Below are 19,045 nucleotides of genomic sequence, written 5' to 3'. Positions count from 1 at the left end.
TTATTTCACCTGGCAGCTTTGCTGAAAGGTAAAATAAAAATCATGTTATTAACAACATTGTTTAACAAAGCCTTAAACTAAACGACGCAACCTTCTTACATAAAATACACCATTCATTATTTTTCATACATAATAAGACAGCGGTTTTTTATGCCGCTGCCTTATAGAAATTATTTCTCTACATTGAAATAGCGTGCTTCTGGATGGGCAAAAACAATAGCTGATACAGAAGCCTCTGGCTCCATCATACAACCTTCCGTTAACTGAACACCAATATCTTCTGGTTTTAATAATCGGAATAATTTTTCTTGATCTTCTAAATTAGGACATGCAGGATAACCGAACGAGAAACGCTGTCCAATATACTTAGCAGCAAACCTCTCTCTCATTGTCATATCGATTGAATCACTAATGCCCCATGCATCCCTCATCACCTGATGCACTCGTTCAGCAAAGCCTTCTGCTGTTTCAAGAGCAAGTGCTTGAATCGCATGACTTTTTAAGAAATCGCCTTCTTCCTTCCATTTTTCCGCCCATTTTCTAATGCCACGACCTGCTGTCGCGACAAAGAAACCAACATAATCCATTTCTCCTGAAGATACAGGCTTCAAAAAGTCAGCTAAACATAAATTAGGGCTGCTTGCTTGTCTTGGAAAGTCGAACTCTTCCAATACCTCTTCATGATTATCTGGATTATAAACTAATACTTTATCTCCATCACTTTGAGCAGGGAAGAATTGAAAAACACTATTTAATCCATAGTCTTCATCTTTTTTAATAAATTCAATTAACTCGTCAACTAAATCATTCAGCCCAATCGCCTTTTCATTTCCTTGTTTAATCATTTCGGCTACTTTACCTTTTAACCCGAGATGATGTCCAATTAACATTTGGCGGTTAATATATGGTTGAACGACATCGTACGCATAATCTTTAAGAACGTGTCGTTTAAGATCTTGCGGCACTTTAACCGGTGCAGCAGAAATCGCTGGAGCAACAGCTTTTTTCCGTTCCGGCTTTTCCATCGTCGCTACAATCGCTGCATTAGCAATCGCTTTATTTCGTCTCTCATTGTTTTCTTCTAGAAATACTTCTTTTTGCGCTGGGTCATGTAACACATTGGCAACAGCTAGTCCGTCCATTGCATCCTTTGAATATAGAACTGGTCCATCATACTCTGGAGAGATTTTAAAATCAGTAAACTTACGTGATAAAGCTGCTCCACCTACTAAAATCGGTGTATCAATACCCGCCTGTTTTAAATCTTGCGCCGTTAATACCATTTGTTGGGCTGATTTTACTAACAAGCCCGATAAACCAATAATCGTTGGCTCATGCTTACGGACTTCTTCAATAATTTGCTGGGAAGTTACTTTAATTCCTAAATCGATCACTTCAAATCCGTTATTCGATAGGATAATGTCTACTAAGTTTTTCCCAATGTCATGTACGTCCCCTTTAACAGTGGCTATTAACATTTTCCCTTTTTTCGCGCTGTCTTCTGAATTCTCCATTAATGGCTCAAGATGAGAAACTGCTGCCTTCATCGCTTCAGCACTTTGAAGCACTTCAGCTACAATTAACTGATTATCGTTAAATAGACGACCTACCTCAGCCATTCCTTTCATCAGTTGACCATTAATAATATCCAATGGCGCATCGCCACGAGCAAGCGCCTTGTCTAAATCCTCGATTAGTCCTTCTTTTGTTCCTTCAATAATATAATTCGCCAAACGCTCATCTAACGGAAGCTTGGCCATATTGTCCTTTTTCACAACTTTTTTATCTCGATAAAACTCAGTAAAGGTCGCTAATGTTTCTTGCGAAGTCTCGAATAGAAGCGCTTCTGCTAACTTCACTTCCTCTTCTGGAATCAAAGCAAAACGCTCTAATTTCTCTGTATTGACAATCGCATAATCAAGACCTGCTTTTGTACAATGGTACATAAATACTGCATTTAAAATTTCACGGCCACGTGGTGGTAAACCGAACGAAACATTCGATACTCCTAAAATCGTTAAGCAATCTGGAAACGTTTCTTTAATCGCTTGAATACCTTTTACCGTTTCTAGCGCTGATCCAATATACTGTTCATCCCCTGTCCCAACTGGAAAAACAAGTGGATCAAAAATTAAATCACGTGGATTTAATCCATATTTATTCACGAGCAAGTCTACAGACCGCTTAGCAATTTCCAGCTTACGTTCTGCATCAACAGCCATACCTTCTTCATCAATTGTTCCGACAACGACAGCCGCTCCATATTTATGAATAAGAGGAACAATTTTCTCGAATCGCTCTTCTCCATCTTCTAAGTTAATCGAATTGATAATGGCTTTACCTTGAGAGTGCTTTAACGCTTGCTCTAAAACAAGTTCATCTGTTGTATCAATTACGAGTGGTACTTTTACTTTTTTAACCACTTCTTCAACAAATGCTTGCATATTACCTAATTCATCATCATCCGGGTCTGCTAAACAAACATCAATAACGTGAGCTCCAGTTTTCACTTGAGCACGGGCGATTTCAGCCGCTTGTTCAAACTTCTTATCGCGTATTAATTCTTTAAATTTGCGTGAGCCAATGACATTCGTACGTTCTCCGACAAATAACGGACGCATTGAATCATCGTAAATCAACGGTTCAATCCCAGAAACAGCATGATTATGCGGCTGCTCTGGAAGTTGTCTCGGCTGAACGTCTTGAAGAACTTTCGATAACTCTTCAATATGCGCTGGTGTCGTCCCACAACAACCACCGATAATATTGACCCAGCCTTTTTCTGCGAATTGCTTCATTTTCTCAGCAAGAGAAGTTGGAGATTCATGATAATGTCCTTCTTCATCCGGAAGCCCTGCATTCGGATAACAGCTAACCGCACTATTTGATAAATCCGCTAATGTCCGAATATGATCGATCATAAATTCCGGACCTGTCGCACAATTTAAACCGACCGAAATTGGTTTCATATGCTCGCAAGAAAGATAGAACGCTTCAATGGATTGACCAGCTAATGTCGTTCCCATTGGCTCAATCGTTCCCGAAATCATAATCGGGAGTTCCTTACCACTCTTCTCAAAGGCTCCTTTAATGCCTAAAAAAGCAGCTTTTACATTTAGCATATCTTGACATGTTTCAACGAGAAGTAAATCGACGCCTCCATCAATTAATCCAAGGGCCTGCTCTTCATAACACTCTCTTAATGTATCAAAAGTCGTTCCACCTGTAACTGATAGTGTTTTCGTTGTTGGCCCCATTGAACCGGCCACATATCTTGGCCAAGCTTCTGTTGAATATACTTCACACGCTTTTACAGCGATTTCTGCTGATTCTTTATTTAACTGGTAAGCAAGTGTACCTAGATTGTATTCATCTAAAACAATACTCGTACCCCCGAATGTATTCGTTTCAACAATATCGGCACCTGCAGCAAAATATGCTTCATGGATTTTTTGAATAACATCTGGACGAGTCAGCGTTAAATATTCATTACAGCCTTCATATTGTTCTCCACCAAAATCTTCAGCTGTTAAATTTTCGGCTTGTAGCATCGTACCCATTGCGCCATCCAGTAATAGAATTTTTGATTGTAGTTGTTCGTTAATTGACTTTTTACTCATATGCTGCCACCTCAGATGTTTTTGTTTGATCAAGCGTTCTAATATAGCGCGTTAACTCCGCCGTCATTTCATAACGAAGGAATGGAGTAATTAAATAAATACCTTTAAATTTATCCATTGCCGCATCCACAAGTTCTCGTGCGATTGCCACACCTTCTTTTTGCGCCTGAATTGGGTCATTACCTGCTGCTGCCATTGCCCGGCGAACATGATCTGGCAAATTAATTCCAGGTACTTCATTATGAATAAATTCGGCATTACGAGTACTAGTTAACGGCATGATGCCGACAAAAATAGGTGTCTCTAAATGCTTCGTTGCTTCGTATACTTCTTCAATCTGTGAAGTGGAATAAATCGGCTGTGTTAAAAATGAATGAGCGCCGCACTCAATTTTCTTTTCCATTCGTTGAACCGCTCTATCTAAATATTTCACATTTGGATTAAAAGCCGCAGCAATTTTAAAATTCGTCTTTTGGCCAAGACTTTGTCCAGAATACGAAAGTCCTTCATTAAATTGCTTAACCAAACTAATTAAATCAAAAGAAGATAAATCATACACAGATGTTGCACCTGGGAAATCACCAATTTTCGAAGGATCTCCTGTAATAACTAATACTTCATTTAATCCTAGAGTTTGTAGGCCCATTAAATGCGATTGTAATCCAATTAAGTTTCGATCACGACATGTAATATGCACAAGCGGATTTAAATCAAGCTGTGATTTAATTAACATACCCAGCGCTGCATTAGAAATCCTAGGAGAAGCGAGCGAATTATCCGCTAACGTAATCGTATCAACTCCAGCTTCTTTCAAAGCTTTAGACCCTTTCATAAACTCTTCGATCCCCAGTTTCTTAGGTGGATCTAGCTCTACTAAAATCGTTCTTTCTGTTTTCGCTTTTTCATATAAAGCAGGGGTGCGATCCTGTTCCCGAACTTCAATTGTTTCCACTTTCGCTGCGTGCATTTTTTTCTCAACGATTGGAGCTAAATCAGAAACAGCTGCTTTCATTGCTGTAATATGCTGTGGTGTCGTACCACAGCATCCGCCAATAATGGATGCTCCTTGATCACGTAATTGAAGCGCGCTTGAGCCAAAGTATTCCGGTGCTGCATCATACACTAATCGGCCATCCACATAATCTGGTAAACTCGCATTAGGGTACGCAGCAAGCGCGGCATGACTTGGAAGTTGAACAGATTCTAACGCACGAATCATATGATGCGGACCTAAACGGCAATTAAGTCCGACTACGTCTGAACCTAATTGTTCTAACCGCTTAAATGCTTCATTTAACTGAACACCGTTTTGTAAATTCCCAAGTTCATGCAACGTAACATTCGTAATAATTGGAATGTTCGTTTCCTGTCTTGCAATTTGCAACACTGTTTCCAATTCTTCCAAATCATAATATGTTTCGAATAATAATCCATCAGGACTTTCAAGCAGTAAACTATATAGCTGTTCACGGAAACTACGTTTAATTTCTTCTAAACTTAAATCAGATTTTCGAATACTTCTAGAAGCACCAATCGTTCCAAACACAAACGCATTCCCTTGCGCAACCTTTTTAGCAATGGCAATTCCTTGGCGATTAATCTGACTCACTTGATCTTCTAATCCATAGCGCTTTAATTTATGAAAATTTGCTCCATACGTATTCGATTGTAAAATATCAGCACCTGCATCCAAATAAGTACGATGAATCGCTTCAATTTGATCAGGCTCTGTACAGTTTAATTCTTCATAACAATGGTCGATGCCACGGGAATACAATAGTGTCCCCATTGCTCCTTCCCCAATTAAAATTCTTTGCTTTAGCTCTTTACGAAACTCCATATGTGCACCCTTTCCCAAAAACAATTCAGTTTCCGCTTTATTTCAATGGTGTAAGAAAAAGAAAAAACCTTCCATCTATAAAAAGAAGAAGGTCTTCATAAGAAACATTCTCCTCATCTATCAAGCGCCCGCTTGCTGGATTTAGCACCTTAGCTCAAACAGCTGGTTGCTGAGGATTCATCGGGCCAGTCCCTCCACCTCTCTCGATAAGATTGATTTATATAAACTTTTCTAAACATTTCAAATTAAATTACAATATAATTATTCTTAATTTACATGAAACAATGATGAAATTCAATACCTTCTAGCCAATTTTTGAATTTTTCAAACAAAATAACTAAGAATTAGAGACAAATCACGAACAATATTCGTTTTTTACCTTATTTTGTCATTCCCCTAACTATTTATTTAACATTCTAGGAATTGTGTATGAAATGGCAAGGCAGCCTAGACAAAATGTCTAGCGAAAACATTGCGTTTTAATAGGCTTCTTTGGCCTGTCTACTTTTTCAGCACTCGCTAGTTTTGAAACAAAGATTATCTCGCATCTAGTCATTTACATGGTTAGCTTGAGGGGGTACACTCTGGGGGTCAAATAGAAAATGATAAATCTCAACTCAATCAGCTTCATTTACAATATCAAGCAACACCGTATTGCTGTCTGTTTGGACTTTACCTCTATTCTTAAAGTTCACAAAATGAAACGGCATATAAAACATGTCTGTTAGTCGTTCAGGTGACAGGTACTGCGTTGGAACTAACATACGTAAATCATTTGCTTTAACAGGAGACGTTGTAGCGAGACAAAACGCCCAATCCTCTCCCTCTTCCGGGAAGAAATTGTGATATGGCAGTACATAGAAACCAGCTTTTTTGAGGGTTTTCTGTATACTCCAAAAGTACTCAGGCATCCAGGGAAAAGCGGAACAAGCTACAGTGATTGCACCCCCTGGTTCTAAACGGTCTTTCAAGATGCTATAAAACTCCCTGCTGAAGAGACGGGAAAGCTCAGGACATTTGTCAGTTGGCTCAGGAAGGTCGATAATAATAACATCCCACTTTTCCCCGTTTTTCTCGACAAACTTTCTGCCATCTTCAATTACGACTTGAACTTTAGGATGATTCAATGAACCTTGATTAAATTGGACCAAAGCCTCCAAATTTTTACCGAAATCTATCATCACTTCGTCGATGTCAAGGGTAGTAATTTTCTCCACTTCGGAATAACGAAGGGCCTCGTGGGTCGTTACTCCACCACCACCACCGATGATTAGAACATTCTTCCGCTTGCGTGCAGCAGCCATTGGAATGTGTACCATCACTTCTGCATAAATACTCTCATCATCTGTTGTGCCAAACATGACGTCACCATTGCTATAAATCAACATTTCACCATTATAATCGACAAGGGCAATCCGCTGGGTAGGAGTTCTAAGCGTTCGTAAAATTCGATATTCACCTTCAGGTTCTTCATCCTTGCAGATATAATCCCTAATAGAATCGCCATGCAATTCAAATGGTTGATTCATACACATCACTCCTTGTCTTTATTGTAAATATTATTCTGTGAATAAGATAAAAGTTCCTAAAACCCTCAACTGCCTTATCCTTTAGAGAAAATAAGGCTACTTAAACAAATCAAAATTGATGAAATCCTTATAAATAAATTTCAATTATATTATGTGACTTTATCCCACACTTAACGGGCAGTAAGACCCCCACCTCAAGATTCTGAATGAGCAAGGAAGCTAGGTGGGGGACAACTGCCCGTAAAGGTCCGATTGGTTCAACTAACCATCAGTGGGGGATGAAGGAACCCCCCCACTGATGGAAGTTTCACTTTATCTAGCAACTGTATTGTTCTTGATATTCAAGTCAAAAATCGATTTACCCACTATCTATCCACACAAAAAGGGCGTTCCAATGTTACTCGGAAACGCCCTTTTTTATTTATAACACTTCTTTTAAATAGCTTTGTACGTCTGCTTTAAGCTTCGCATATAGCGTAATTTCTTGATCAAAACTTTCTTTTGTCAGCACATTAAATTGCTCTGGACAATTTAAATCCACTTCAATCGTTGCTTTGTATTCATTTGTAGCATTCCCAATCAAGTCAATGGAATATTGATTATCACGTTTATGAACAACACATTTTACTTTACCGCCATTATTGAATACGGAAATATCACTTTCAAGCTGATTTAAACCATTTAAGCATGTCACTAAACTCGACGCAGACATCGCTGTTCCGCATGCGTTTGTAAAGCCAACGCCGCGTTCGAATGTACGGACATAAATATGTCCCGCTTCTAACTGTTTTACGAAGCTTACATTTACTCCATCTGGGAAGAGCTCATTCGGTCCATTTACTTTTGTTGCTAATACTTCCTGAACATCAGAATGAATCATTTCGCTATCTACAATCGTAACTAAATGTGGGTTTGGTACAGCTAACGCCGAAAAAAGAAGCGTATCATGTAATTCTGGCAATCGTTCGTTTTGTAATTCGCTTTGTTCAATCACAAGCGGCAAATCCTTAACATCAAAGCTTACCGGTGAGATTTCTACTTTAAACGTCGGGATTCCTTCATATACATCGGCTACCTTTTCAACCTCTAAATCCACTTTCATCGTTTCAATAACCAAGTTCTCTTTACCGAGCGTATCAATTGCATAGCGAGCTACACAGCGCAGCCCATTCCCACACATAGATGCTTCCGATCCGTCTGCATTAAACACGCGCATTCTTGCATCAGCACGCTCGCTTTTTAATACGAATAAAATACCGTCTGCCCCTAATTCACTATCACGATTACATAATGCTAGTGCTAATTGGCGGCGTTCTTCTTCTGTAAAAGAAAGATCAGTCGTTAATTCATCAATAATGAAAAAATCATTACCTGAGCCGTGGCTTTTTAATAAGTCAATAATCATCTTGTCTCATCCTATTCTGTTGAATACTTAAAAACACTACATTTAATCTTATCATAGCATTTCCGGTTGAATTGTGTCAGTAGGAATCTTCTTTACAAATGGCTTTGTTACATAATATTGTTAATAACACAAATGAGCCAACAATCAACAGTATCTTATAATAAAGCTTTACAACTAACTATGGTGCGATATGGCAGCTTTCTCAAAAACTAAAAAGCGTGCGAAACTAAAGCTTCGCACGCAATAAGCTACAAATGGATTCTATTATTTAACTAAACCTTACAATAGCCTTCAAGCACCTTACTTAACGTTTTCTAATTCTTTATATCCGTCAACAACCACTTCTAATTTTCCAGTATCTGGCGCAATAATTAAACCATGAATAGGAATGTTTTGTGGAATTAGTGGATGGTTTTTAATACAATTTACACTATGTTTTACACTTTCATACACATCGTCAAAGCCGCGAAGCCAATTTTTAATATCAATTCCTGAATTTTCAATTGTTGAAATCGTACCTTCTGGAACACCGCGATTAACCATCTTCTTAATCATTTCATCTGTATTGACCGCTGCCATTCCACAATCATGATGTGGAATCACATAAATTTCATCTGCTTTCAATTCATAAACAGCGACAAGAATACTACGCATTACACTTCCAAATGGATGGGAAACGATAGCTCCTGCTGTTTTTAAAATTTTTACGTCACCATTACGGACATTCATAGACTTTGGAAGTAGCTCGACAAGACGGGTATCCATACAACTAACGATTATCATTTTTTTATCAGGGTATTTAGTTGTTTGATACTTTGTGTACTCCCCTTCATTAACAAACTTTTCATTATAGTCAAGAATTTCATTTAACAAGCTCATTTGTTGTCATCTCCTGATTAGCTATGTAATTTCATCTATACATTATATCAAATATTCATAAAATTGACTACACTTCTGTTTTAAATCAGGTAGTCAATGATCGCGGTGATGTAATACAGCGGCCAAAAATCCTAAAATAATGACTCTCTCCTGTTCAGTAATAATCGAAGAAAAGGTAATAATCGGTGTATTTAATTCGAATCGCTTAGCCCACTCTACCGGCATCCAGCCTTCTTGAAAAGAGGCGACATTTTTCTTCTCTATTGTTTTAAGCTGTAAAGAGTAAAGACTTGCCTTTGACTCTACTGCAATCCATTCACTCTGATTTCCTTTATAGATTATCCCTTTAATTTTAATTAGTGAATCCTTCCAATTTTCCCGGTAACCCCCAATTATTTCATCATCGGCATTATAAATCGTCATCGAATTCGTTAACCCTGCTCGAGTATGGTATTTTGCCCTAACTTGTCCATCGCTATCCAATAAGATAAATCGCTTGGGCAATAGCAGTGAAACGACGTTCGGAATCAACCACATAAACCAGCGCATATTTTGATCACGAACTTCTCCAAGAAGCAAACCTTTCGAATCAAATAGCAGCATACGCAATGTTGGTGCAGGCATAAAAACGACTAATACATGGTCTATGCTTAATAACTGACCACTTGTTTGCATCGGCTTATCCCCTAATTTTTCTACCCTTTTGTCATAGGTTCGAAAATAAAAGAAGTGAAGCACACTAAAAATGATGATCGGAATAACAAAGATTAATAAATCCCCTTCAAATAATTGTAAAAGATGACAAACAAAAAAAATAATCGCTAACAATAGGGAAATCCAAGCAACGCAAAAGCATGCTTTAGCTGTTTTCTGATAATACTCTCGAATATTCATAATTAGCTCCTTGACTAAAGATTCATACTCTCTCTATTGTTATTTCGCTATCCATTCCTTAATTCCCTTTAACAAAAATCAACAGTATCCTATAACAAAGCCTAACAAAAAAAGAATCTAGACAAACATCAGCTAGATTCCTTTTTCATGACTTATAAAATTCGAAAAATAAGTGGAATTCGATACTCGACTCCTTCATAGGCTCGTATCGCCGCAATGATTGTAAACACAAACGCCGCAACCCCTAAAATAGGCAGAATCAATACGCCAATTCCAACGAAAACAAGAAGTGCTCCAATTATTCCATAAATCGTGTAGGAGATAAGAAAATTAAAATACTCTCGGCCATGATAATCAATATACGGTGAATCTTTTTTCACTAACCAAATAATGAGCGGTCCAAGAAGCGGAAAAAATAAACTAATAACGTAAATAAGAACAGCAAATACTTTTTCATCTTGCGTAACCATTTGTCGTTCCTCCTCTCTCTCATTCCATACTATATCTATTTATACGCATAAACATAGAAACGGCTTCATTTTATACAGATTTTTTTAACATATGCACTAGAAATTCCAAATATATCGCTTAATACTGCACATCTTTGGACATAGACTCGCATACAGATAATTAGTGTTTGTCCTTACTACTTTTACCTGAGGTGAATTCCATTGTTAAATGAATTTCAAGCATTCATTCTCGGCATCATTCAAGGATTGACTGAATTTTTACCGATTTCCAGCACAGGACATTTATATTTAGGGCGTCACCTATTTCATTTAGATGAAGCAGGAATTTTCTTAGATACGATGCTTCATATTGGTACATTGCTTGCTCTGCTTGTTGTCTATAAGCAAGAAATCATTTCCATCATCAAAAAGCCATTTTCAAAAATGACTGTGTTACTCATTGCTGGAACGATTCCTGCAGTATTTGCTGGCGTCTTACTTGGAGATTGGTTTGATTCACTTTCAAAGTCAGGTGTGACCATCGGCTGGGAGTTTCTTGCTACTGGTCTCATTCTATGGTTCGCAGATGCAAGAAAGGGCGGCACGAAAACATTAGAGCAAATTTCCGTAAAAGATGCGTTCATAATCGGTACGTTTCAGGCAGCTGCCATCATGCCTGCCCTCTCTCGGTCAGGCTTAACAATTGCAGCTGGATTGTTGTGTAAACTCGACCGCTCCACCGCTGCTTATTTCTCCTTTTTACTATCGATTCCAGCAATCGCTGGCGGCATTGTTTTTCAAATGAAGCCCATTTTCACTGGAGAAGTGGAGCGGCTTTCGTTTATGGCTCTTTTTATCGGTACGTTAACTTCAGCAGTCTTTGGGTATATAGCTGTTGTTTGGATGATTGATTTCTTAAAAAAACAATCGTTAAAGTGGTTTGCCGTATATGTTTGGATTCTTGGAATCCTCATTTTATCCCTCCAATTTACCGGAAAATTTTGAATAAAAACGCATGATTAAGACAATCGTTTGCATAAAATAAAAATAACAAAATTTAGTCGAAAAAAATAGGCGAAATTACTATATCCAAATGCACTTTTTTTTAGTATTATAGCAAGGTAGAGCATATTATATTTCTGACAATAAAAATAGGGAAGGCAAATGGTGCGCCACCGGTTTCCCGGTTCTAGTGGGTTCGATTCCCACCCCGAAATTTTTTGATGAACGACTTAAAAAATTTCGAGGGTGGGCGGCAGCTACGCTATAGAACTGCCCTCAAAGCGGAGGGATGGAAATGTTAAAGAAAAGAGAGTTTGTTGATTGTTCGTCTCTTTATGATTTAATGTCGCATCCAGATGTCTTCCCTTTCGTACGCCAAAAAGTAGATTCTTACGAAGAATACGTTTTTGTTACAAAGCAAACGATTGAAGCTGAAGAAGCTGGTGAACTAATTTCAAGAACAATTTTAGATGAATGGGATAATCCGATTGGCTGCATCTCCCTATATGATGTGGAAAATGGTGCAGGATTTCTCGGTACATGGTTAGGTAAACCATTCCATGGAAAAGGCTATAATACCCTTGCAAAAGAGGCTTTCTTTAAAGAAATCTTTTTTGATCTTGGTATAGAAACCGTATTTATGCGCATTCGCAAAAAAAATATTCGCTCTTTAAAGGCAGCTGAGAAACTCCCTTATGCGATGAAAGTAAACGAAACAAGAAAAGCATTATATGAACAAATTAACCAAAATGATGATCTATTCGATCTTTTCGAAATTCCAAAAGATTTATACACGCTGCATATCCTTCGACAAAATGATGACAATGATCAACATCTTATGGAGGCATAGTGCACTTAAATCCCTTTACCATTTGTGTAAAGGGATTTATTTATTGACTGAAAAGTTAATCTTTTCTGATTATTACTCTATTCATCGTAATGATATTTTCGTATAATAAACACATCACTTGAACATTTTTCCAAAAAAATCGAAAGGATTTGTTTCAATTATGATGAAAAAAGGATTTCTTTTTATCATTCAACTGATAGTGCTTATTACCATTTGTAAAATTGGTTACTTGTGCACAGATTTCTTCCATTTACCCATTCCTGGAAACGTTATTGGGATACTCTTATTATTTATCCTGCTTCAAACAAATGTCATAAAGCTGGAATGGGTGGATTTCACAGCTAGCTTCTTTGTCAAGCATCTCGCTTTTTTCTTTATCCCGATTGCCGTTAGCTTAATGACATTAGGTGCTTTATTCTTCCGCTATGGATGGGCTTTAGCACTTGTTCTGGGCATCAGTCTAATCGTTGGTTTTATCGTCTCTGCATTAACTGTACAAAAGCTTGCACAGAAAGGAGAAGTCAAACAGCATGGAAACGTTCATCACCATCTATAGCATCAGCATCACCATTATTGCGTACATATTAGCAAGGAAAATATATATGAAATATCCATCACCTCTGACAACACCTGTTTTTTTATGTACGGTTGCTATCATATCAACCTTACTTATCAGCAACTTACATTTCGAAGACTACGTAGCAGCGAAAGACATCATCACATATTTTCTCGGCCCCGCAACAGTCGCTTTAGCTGTACCGCTTTATAAAAATCGTGCCATTATCGCAAAATATGCCATTCCAGCGATTAGTGGGATTATTCTTGGCTTGGCCGTCACTTTATGTATCGCGATTATCATCGCTAAACTATTCTCCTTCAGTTTAAACATGGTTCAAGCACTCGCTGTAAAATCCGTTACGGTCCCGATTGCCGTTGAGATTATGTCGTTATATGAAGGGGACGCAAATTTAGCGGCCGCCTTTGTACTTATAACAGGCATTCTTGGTACAATGATTGCTCCTTGGCTTATGGATAAACTCCATATCACAATGCCTTTTGCTCGTGGGATTGCATATGGAACAATTGCCCACGGTTTTGGTACCGCTCACGCCGCTCAGGAAAGTGAGTTCACTGGGGCAGTAGCCGGAGCAGCGATGGCGATGGCTGGTATTATAATCGCTTTCTGTTTCCCTGTGTTTTATTCTTTTTTATAAAGTGAAACTTGCATCAGTGGGGGCTTTAAGCGAGGGATACACATCGCCTATACAAACAGGTTCGAACCGCAGTGAGTCCGAACCTGTTTGTATAGGAAATTACGTCATACCAGCATTTAAAAGGCTATTTTGTCTGTTATAAATTTCTTTGAATACATTTTTGACTACGATTGATAAAAAATACGTTATCGGAGGCAAGGGAATACAGACCTTAAAATTTTTTAGTTCTAATCATATCAGTATTCATATTCATATTATTGTAAGTGCTGAAGATTGCCGATAAAAGTAATTTCAACATTGAGCAGAGTTCCCTTATTTTTGAAATTAGATTACAATTGATAACTTTGATAATCCTCTTTATTATCTTTTAAACTTAAGTAGATAAGATTAGAGCCCCGTGGCCGGGGGCGAAATAACAGTCAAAGTATTAATTTAATAAGGTTTACAAGTTCAATATGACAACCACGGGGTGTTGATACGACTACATTCAAATTTTTTACGGTTAAAAGAGGAGGGGGCCAATCTTCCCTTCTATTCCTTTTTTAGGTCTAGAGCATCCCTTAAGGCCTCCCCAAACAAGTTAAAAGCAATCACAACGATGAAGATCATCATCCCCGGGTACAACATCAATGAAGGATTATTTCTAAAAAATGGCTTACTATCATTGATCATCATTCCCCACTCTGCCTCCGGCGGCTGTATGCCCAGGCCTAGAAAGGATAGGCCTGAAATAGATAAAATAACTCCCCCTATGTCCATAAAGACTAATACAATAACTTGAGAGATAATAGTAGGTAAAATATGTTTGATGACTATAATGAGCCTTGGTGTCCCGCATATTTTAGCTGCTAAGACAAAGTTTTGCTTCTTTACACTAAGAACCATCCCTCGAATAACACGAGCATAAAAAACCCATTGGACGAGTATCATGGCCAAAATCAAATTACCAAGGCTCGGTCCTAAAACTCCGATTAAGGCTAAGGATAGAAGAAAGCTTGGGAATGCCATGAGAGTATCACATATTCTCATGAAGAAATAATCAACCTTACCGCCTCTAAAACCCGCATAAATACCAAGCGGAATACTTATCATCATCGTTAATCCCATGACAAGGAATGCTGTTCCCAATGAAGTCTGTGTTCCATAGATTAATCGAGACAATATACATCTCCCTAAATGATCAGTACCCAATGGAAACTGGGAGGAAGGCCCTTGCAGTTTCTGAGTAATATCAACAAAGTTCGGATCATTAGGAGCAAAAAAAGGAGCAAAAAGAGCCAATACCATCATGAATAAAATAATTATGCTGCTAATCATCATGAGCTTATGTGATAACAGCTTTCGTTTCACGTCTCGTAACACTCTTATTTCTCTCCTTCCCATCGTATACGGGGATCCAGGAAAGAATACATAATATCCACAAGAAGATTACAGACCACAAAAATCACGCTCATAAACAATACACACCCCTGAATCATTGGATAATCTTGATTTAGAATAGATGTGACAAATAATTGTCCCATGCCGGGCCAAGCAAAAATGGTTTCAACAATTACCGCTCCGCCTAGCATGTTCCCTAAACTCATGCCAAGTCCAGTTATCACAGGCAATAAGGACTTTTTTAAAACATGCCTGCTAACAATTAATCTTTGACGTAAGCCTCTTGCTCTAGCATACATAACAAATGGCTCATTCAAGTTTTCCAGCATACTAGCCCGCAGCAATCGCATATACGTACCTATATAACCAAAAGCAAGTGTTAAGGAGGGAAGCACTAGATGAGCCAAAGTTCCCCTCCCCAATACAGGAAATAAATCTAATTTTACAGATAATAAATAGATCAAAAGAAATCCAAACCAAAAGGAAGGCATAGAGACACTTACAAAGGCAACTATTCTACTAAACTGATCAACAAATTTCCCCTTGTAAATAGCCGAAATCATTCCTATAGGTAGACTAATAACAACAATAAAGATAAGCGAAGCACCTGTTAATTGAATCGTTGGAAATAAATGCAACAACATTTCGTCCCATACAGCATTTTTGGATACATAGGACATCCCTAAATCCAATTGCAACACTTTCCCCAACCATTCTAAATACTGGATATATAACGGCTCATTTAATCCAAGCTCAACTCGAAGGGCTGTTACGGCCTCATCCGTAGGTGGAATATTAGACATCCTTAAGTAGGCTACTGCTGGATCTCCAGGAATTAAATGAATCAGGATAAAAGTGATGAATGAGATTCCTAATAATATTGGAATTAAACTTGTGAGACGCTTAACAATAAACCAACCCATGTAGTACTCCTTAAGCTGTTTTTAATTATGCTCAATTTATTTAACATCAATTGAAGTTAAAGGCACCTCAACTTCTTGAGGTAAAAAATCTACCCCGCTAATATTTTTATGATACACGGCTACATTAGACTGATAAGATATTGGTAAGTAAACAGCTTGTTCATGCAAGGTCGTTAAAATATCTGTATATAACATTTTTCTCTCTTTTTCGTCTGTAGTTAATAATACTTCCTTAATTTTTTGATCTAGTTCCTTCTTTTTAGGTAATCCTAGTAAAGCAGTGTAATCTGGACTTCCATTTTCCGAATCTGTCGTAATAGCAGCTAAATAAGAATGCGGGTCAAACGGTACAGCCCATGTTGATGTAAATAATAAATCATACTTACCTTCAAATGCGGTTGTCCAAAAAGTATTACTTTCCTGACTAATCAATTTAATATCTATCCCTAGTTTTCTAAAATCACCTTGAACAAATTCTGCGATTGACTTTTGAATGTTGTCTGTACTATTAAATAGAAGTTCCAGTTGCAACTCTTTTCCGTCTTTTTCTCTAAATGGTTTTCCACCCACTTTTTTCCATCCGGCTTCATCCAATAACTGTTCTGCTTTTGCGGCATCATATTCATAAGGATCTACATTAATCTTTGTGTAATCCAAAACAGGTGGAAATAAAGTATCAGCCTTTTCTTCCATACCATAAAAAATATTATCGATAACAGCCTGTTTATTAAAAGCATGGTTGAGAGCTAACCGAACTTTACGATCTTTAGTAGCTTCGTTATTTGTGTTAAAAAGCAACGTTCTTGTAGCTGTAGGTTCTGACAATTTAGTTTCATATTTTCCAGAATTCTTCAAGAATTGGAATGAATCTTGGCTGATGACGCCGTTACCAAAAATAAAATCAAGTTCCTTTTTCTCAAAAGCTAATACTCTAGACTCGCCGTCCATAATAACTTTAACAACTACCTTATCTACTTTAGGTTTAGTACCCCAATACTGTTCGTTTCTTTCGAATACAGCAAACTCATTTTTCTTATATTCGCTCAATACCCATGGACCAGTGCCAATCGGCGACTTGAGTCCGTCCTTAAATGTATTTTGACTGTCAGGAAAAGCAGCTTCGCCCACAAATCTCAAAGGTCTGACATAAGTTAGTTCTTGAAGAGTTGGATAATACGAGTTATGTAAAGTAAGTTTAAATGTATATTCATCGACTACTTCTGTACTTTTAATTTGATTAATTAATTCCACCCATTCATGTTGTTTACGATTATCTAAAACCGTATCAAAGTTTTTCTTAACGATTTCAGCATTAAATGGCGAACCATCAGAAAATTGAACATCTTTTCTCAAATGGAATACATATTCTTTTCCATCTTTCGATATATCCCAGCTCTCTGCTAACCAAGGCTGAATTTCTCCACCTTCACCGTAATAAACAAGAGGTTCGTATACCATAGCCTGGGAAAAAAATTCATTTGGAAAATACGTGTGTGGATTTAAGTCACCGATATCTCCAGGCCAAGAAAAAGTAACAACTTTTGTTTTTTCTTTATCTGATGCATTTTCTTGATCTTTTGTTGTGTTGCTGCAACCAGCAACAAAGATTGTGAACATTACTAGTAGTCCAACAAATGAACGGAATAAATTAGACCTTTTTAAAAACATATTTTCTCACCTTCAATTACAAATTTTAATTATTCGATAAAATATAAACTACAAAAAAAGCATTCCCAACCAGAATTTATCAGGTCAGAAATGCCTATCGTTTAAGAACAAATTCGTCTTCATAGCACTCTAATACCTCCCCCATCTCCCGTAGGTTTAACAGCATTTCTAGAACGGGCAGGTCTTCTGACTTAGGTTCATCATCTCTATGCGCCTTCCCGGATATTATCCAGTGGCTCTTATACATAGGACTCCCCCTTACAGCGGCGGGACCGTGCCGGATTTTGCACCGGCTTCCCATTTAAGTATTCGCAATTAAACGAATACACCCATTCCAATACCATATGAAATTTTTCTTTATCTTCATAATGAAATATAAAGCTTATCTATCTTGAAAATGATTAAGTGAAAATCATTTGTAAACTATTATATTTTATTAGTTTCAACCTTAAGTAATTTTTGATAAATTCAGCCACTAACCCTATCTATAAACGAAATACAGTAAATAAGAAAGAAATTACACATGTTCTCTCAAAATGGAAATATTCACTTCATGGAAATGAAATCAAAAAAAGTTTACCTATCACAAATTATATTCGTTATTGCAAATTTTTGCTATATCAAATTATGATTCTGATGTTTTTCAGAATGAAACATTAACTATGATTTAGTTAATTCTATTGTGCTTCGATGCTCTTTAATAGAACCTTGAATAGTAAGATGAAGTTTTTTTATCAAATTCAAAATATCTTTGTACTTTTAGAAGAATAAAATCGCTTTGTTGAGTTTGAAATAAAGAATACATATTCTCTTTCTCTGGTAAAGGATATGTAATGAAGACTTGCATCTTCTCGCTGTTTAACAAGATTACGCACAAAATAACTAGTAAAAAACTTTTGATCACCCTAGATATTTTAGTCGTTTTTTTCAGAAGTAATGTCTAGACCGCCAAGCTATAGCACGGCAGGTAATAATAGTGTACAAAATAGAGTAGCGGAAATATTGGTGTTAAAGGAACAACTAGAAAAACTTGACACATATGTGAAGTGTGGTATAGTACTCCATAATCGAATACTATGTAATGCTGGTGCCAGATTGTTTAATCTGGCTTAAAAGGGAAACCGGTGAAAGTCCGGTACTGTCCCGCAACTGTAAATGGGAGCTACCTACAAAAAACCACTGTCGAAGGATGGGAAGGTGTAGTTTAGTGATGATCATAAGTCAGGAGACCTGCCAGTGATTTACAACATCGAAAAAACCTACGGAGGATAGGGAGATGTTAGAACGCTTGCATGACTTGTACAAATATGTACTTTTACATAGAATCGTTTTCACAGCTACTACCTTGTGTAGGAGCTGTTTTTTTATTGTATGGGGATGTGGAAAAATAGA

At 37.4% G+C, this 19,045-nt stretch carries 14 protein-coding genes and 3 riboswitches; of the genes, 4 read left to right on the top strand and 10 right to left on the bottom strand.

Translation table 11 applies throughout. The features are described from left to right. Positions 1 to 170: 170 nt before the first annotated feature. From metH to ACE199_RS10550, 7 genes are all read right to left on the bottom strand, one after another. Positions 171 to 3,620, bottom strand: a complete 3,450-nt coding sequence (gene metH / locus ACE199_RS10580; protein ID WP_375349713.1) for a methionine synthase — start codon at positions 3,618 to 3,620, stop codon at positions 171 to 173. Then, positions 3,613 to 5,460, bottom strand: coding sequence for a bifunctional homocysteine S-methyltransferase/methylenetetrahydrofolate reductase (locus tag ACE199_RS10575; RefSeq protein WP_375349712.1), 1,848 nt, complete (start codon positions 5,458 to 5,460; stop codon positions 3,613 to 3,615). Before ACE199_RS10575 ends, metH begins: the two co-directional genes overlap by 8 nt. Before the next feature lie 110 nt (positions 5,461 to 5,570). Next, positions 5,571 to 5,673: riboswitch (SAM riboswitch) on the bottom strand. 404 nt (positions 5,674 to 6,077) lie between these two features. Next, complete coding sequence (locus ACE199_RS10570; RefSeq protein ID WP_375349711.1) at positions 6,078 to 6,989, bottom strand: spermine/spermidine synthase domain-containing protein; 912 nt, start codon at positions 6,987 to 6,989, stop codon at positions 6,078 to 6,080. A 421-nt stretch (positions 6,990 to 7,410) separates the two neighbouring features. After that, positions 7,411 to 8,394 (bottom strand): diaminopimelate epimerase, encoded by a 984-nt coding sequence (gene dapF / locus ACE199_RS10565; protein ID WP_375349710.1) that lies wholly within the window; start codon positions 8,392 to 8,394, stop codon positions 7,411 to 7,413. Positions 8,395 to 8,694: 300 nt separating this feature from the next. Beyond that, a complete protein-coding gene (locus ACE199_RS10560; RefSeq protein ID WP_375349709.1) occupies positions 8,695 to 9,273 on the bottom strand; it encodes a beta-class carbonic anhydrase in 579 nt (192 codons plus the stop codon). A 93-nt stretch (positions 9,274 to 9,366) separates the two neighbouring features. Further along, positions 9,367 to 10,167, bottom strand: a complete 801-nt coding sequence (locus ACE199_RS10555) for a hypothetical protein (RefSeq protein WP_375349708.1) — start codon at positions 10,165 to 10,167, stop codon at positions 9,367 to 9,369. A gap of 152 nt (positions 10,168 to 10,319) precedes the next feature. Continuing rightward, positions 10,320 to 10,637, bottom strand: a complete 318-nt coding sequence (locus ACE199_RS10550) for a DUF4870 domain-containing protein (protein ID WP_127760915.1) — start codon at positions 10,635 to 10,637, stop codon at positions 10,320 to 10,322. 201 nt (positions 10,638 to 10,838) lie between these two features. Between ACE199_RS10550 and ACE199_RS10545 the strand changes: the two genes are divergently transcribed. The 4 genes from ACE199_RS10545 (at position 10,839) to ACE199_RS10530 (ending at position 13,682) form a co-directional block, all read left to right on the top strand. Beyond that, positions 10,839 to 11,621: an undecaprenyl-diphosphate phosphatase gene (locus ACE199_RS10545; protein WP_127760916.1), complete on the top strand. Its 783-nt coding sequence runs from the start codon at positions 10,839 to 10,841 to the stop codon at positions 11,619 to 11,621. A gap of 292 nt (positions 11,622 to 11,913) precedes the next feature. Then, the gene (locus tag ACE199_RS10540; RefSeq protein ID WP_375349707.1) at positions 11,914 to 12,468 is read left to right on the top strand and encodes a GNAT family N-acetyltransferase; all 555 of its coding nucleotides are present in this window, start codon (positions 11,914 to 11,916) and stop codon (positions 12,466 to 12,468) included. 160 nt (positions 12,469 to 12,628) lie between these two features. Beyond that, positions 12,629 to 13,024 (top strand): CidA/LrgA family protein, encoded by a 396-nt coding sequence (locus tag ACE199_RS10535; RefSeq protein WP_127760918.1) that lies wholly within the window; start codon positions 12,629 to 12,631, stop codon positions 13,022 to 13,024. Next, the gene (locus tag ACE199_RS10530; protein ID WP_375349706.1) at positions 12,999 to 13,682 is read left to right on the top strand and encodes an LrgB family protein; all 684 of its coding nucleotides are present in this window, start codon (positions 12,999 to 13,001) and stop codon (positions 13,680 to 13,682) included. The genes ACE199_RS10535 and ACE199_RS10530 overlap by 26 nt, the downstream gene beginning before the upstream one ends. A 531-nt stretch (positions 13,683 to 14,213) precedes the next feature. Here the strand turns inward: ACE199_RS10530 and nikC are convergent. The 3 genes from nikC to nikA are packed head-to-tail and all read right to left on the bottom strand — an operon-like array spanning position 14,214 to position 17,653. Beyond that, positions 14,214 to 15,044, bottom strand: coding sequence for a nickel transporter permease (nikC, locus tag ACE199_RS10525; protein WP_375349705.1), 831 nt, complete (start codon positions 15,042 to 15,044; stop codon positions 14,214 to 14,216). A 2-nt stretch (positions 15,045 to 15,046) separates the two neighbouring features. Beyond that, entirely contained in the window at positions 15,047 to 15,985 is a 939-nt protein-coding gene (gene nikB / locus ACE199_RS10520; protein ID WP_375349704.1) for a nickel ABC transporter permease, read from the bottom strand. A 36-nt stretch (positions 15,986 to 16,021) separates the two neighbouring features. Then, complete coding sequence (gene nikA, locus ACE199_RS10515; RefSeq protein ID WP_375349703.1) at positions 16,022 to 17,653, bottom strand: nickel ABC transporter substrate-binding protein; 1,632 nt, start codon at positions 17,651 to 17,653, stop codon at positions 16,022 to 16,024. A 159-nt stretch (positions 17,654 to 17,812) separates the two neighbouring features. Continuing rightward, positions 17,813 to 18,001: riboswitch (cobalamin riboswitch) on the bottom strand. A gap of 722 nt (positions 18,002 to 18,723) precedes the next feature. Beyond that, positions 18,724 to 18,905, top strand: a riboswitch (cobalamin riboswitch). The last annotated feature ends 140 nt before the right edge of the window (positions 18,906 to 19,045 follow it).

Source organism: Peribacillus sp. Hz7, from assembly GCF_042136355.1.
In the GTDB taxonomy this organism is placed as follows: Bacteria; Bacillota; Bacilli; order Bacillales; family DSM-1321; genus Peribacillus; species Peribacillus asahii_A.
This window is presented reverse-complemented; position numbering and strand designations above follow the sequence as displayed.

Bases quoted from the DNA above. Each gene is read 5' to 3' on its own strand.
- metH (WP_375349713.1), bottom strand. From the start codon at position 3,620: ATGAGTAAAAAGTCAATTAACGAACAACTACAATCAAAAATTCTATTA.
- ACE199_RS10575 (WP_375349712.1), bottom strand. From the start codon at position 5,460: ATGGAGTTTCGTAAAGAGCTAAAGCAAAGAATTTTAATTGGGGAAGGA.
- ACE199_RS10570 (WP_375349711.1), bottom strand. From the start codon at position 6,989: ATGAATCAACCATTTGAATTGCATGGCGATTCTATTAGGGATTATATC.
- dapF (WP_375349710.1), bottom strand. From the start codon at position 8,394: ATGATTATTGACTTATTAAAAAGCCACGGCTCAGGTAATGATTTTTTC.
- ACE199_RS10560 (WP_375349709.1), bottom strand. From the start codon at position 9,273: ATGAGCTTGTTAAATGAAATTCTTGACTATAATGAAAAGTTTGTTAAT.
- ACE199_RS10555 (WP_375349708.1), bottom strand. From the start codon at position 10,167: ATGAATATTCGAGAGTATTATCAGAAAACAGCTAAAGCATGCTTTTGC.
- ACE199_RS10550 (WP_127760915.1), bottom strand. From the start codon at position 10,637: ATGGTTACGCAAGATGAAAAAGTATTTGCTGTTCTTATTTACGTTATT.
- ACE199_RS10540 (WP_375349707.1), top strand. From the start codon at position 11,914: ATGTTAAAGAAAAGAGAGTTTGTTGATTGTTCGTCTCTTTATGATTTA.
- ACE199_RS10535 (WP_127760918.1), top strand. From the start codon at position 12,629: ATGATGAAAAAAGGATTTCTTTTTATCATTCAACTGATAGTGCTTATT.
- ACE199_RS10530 (WP_375349706.1), top strand. From the start codon at position 12,999: ATGGAAACGTTCATCACCATCTATAGCATCAGCATCACCATTATTGCG.
- nikB (WP_375349704.1), bottom strand. From the start codon at position 15,985: ATGGGTTGGTTTATTGTTAAGCGTCTCACAAGTTTAATTCCAATATTA.
- nikA (WP_375349703.1), bottom strand. From the start codon at position 17,653: ATGTTTTTAAAAAGGTCTAATTTATTCCGTTCATTTGTTGGACTACTA.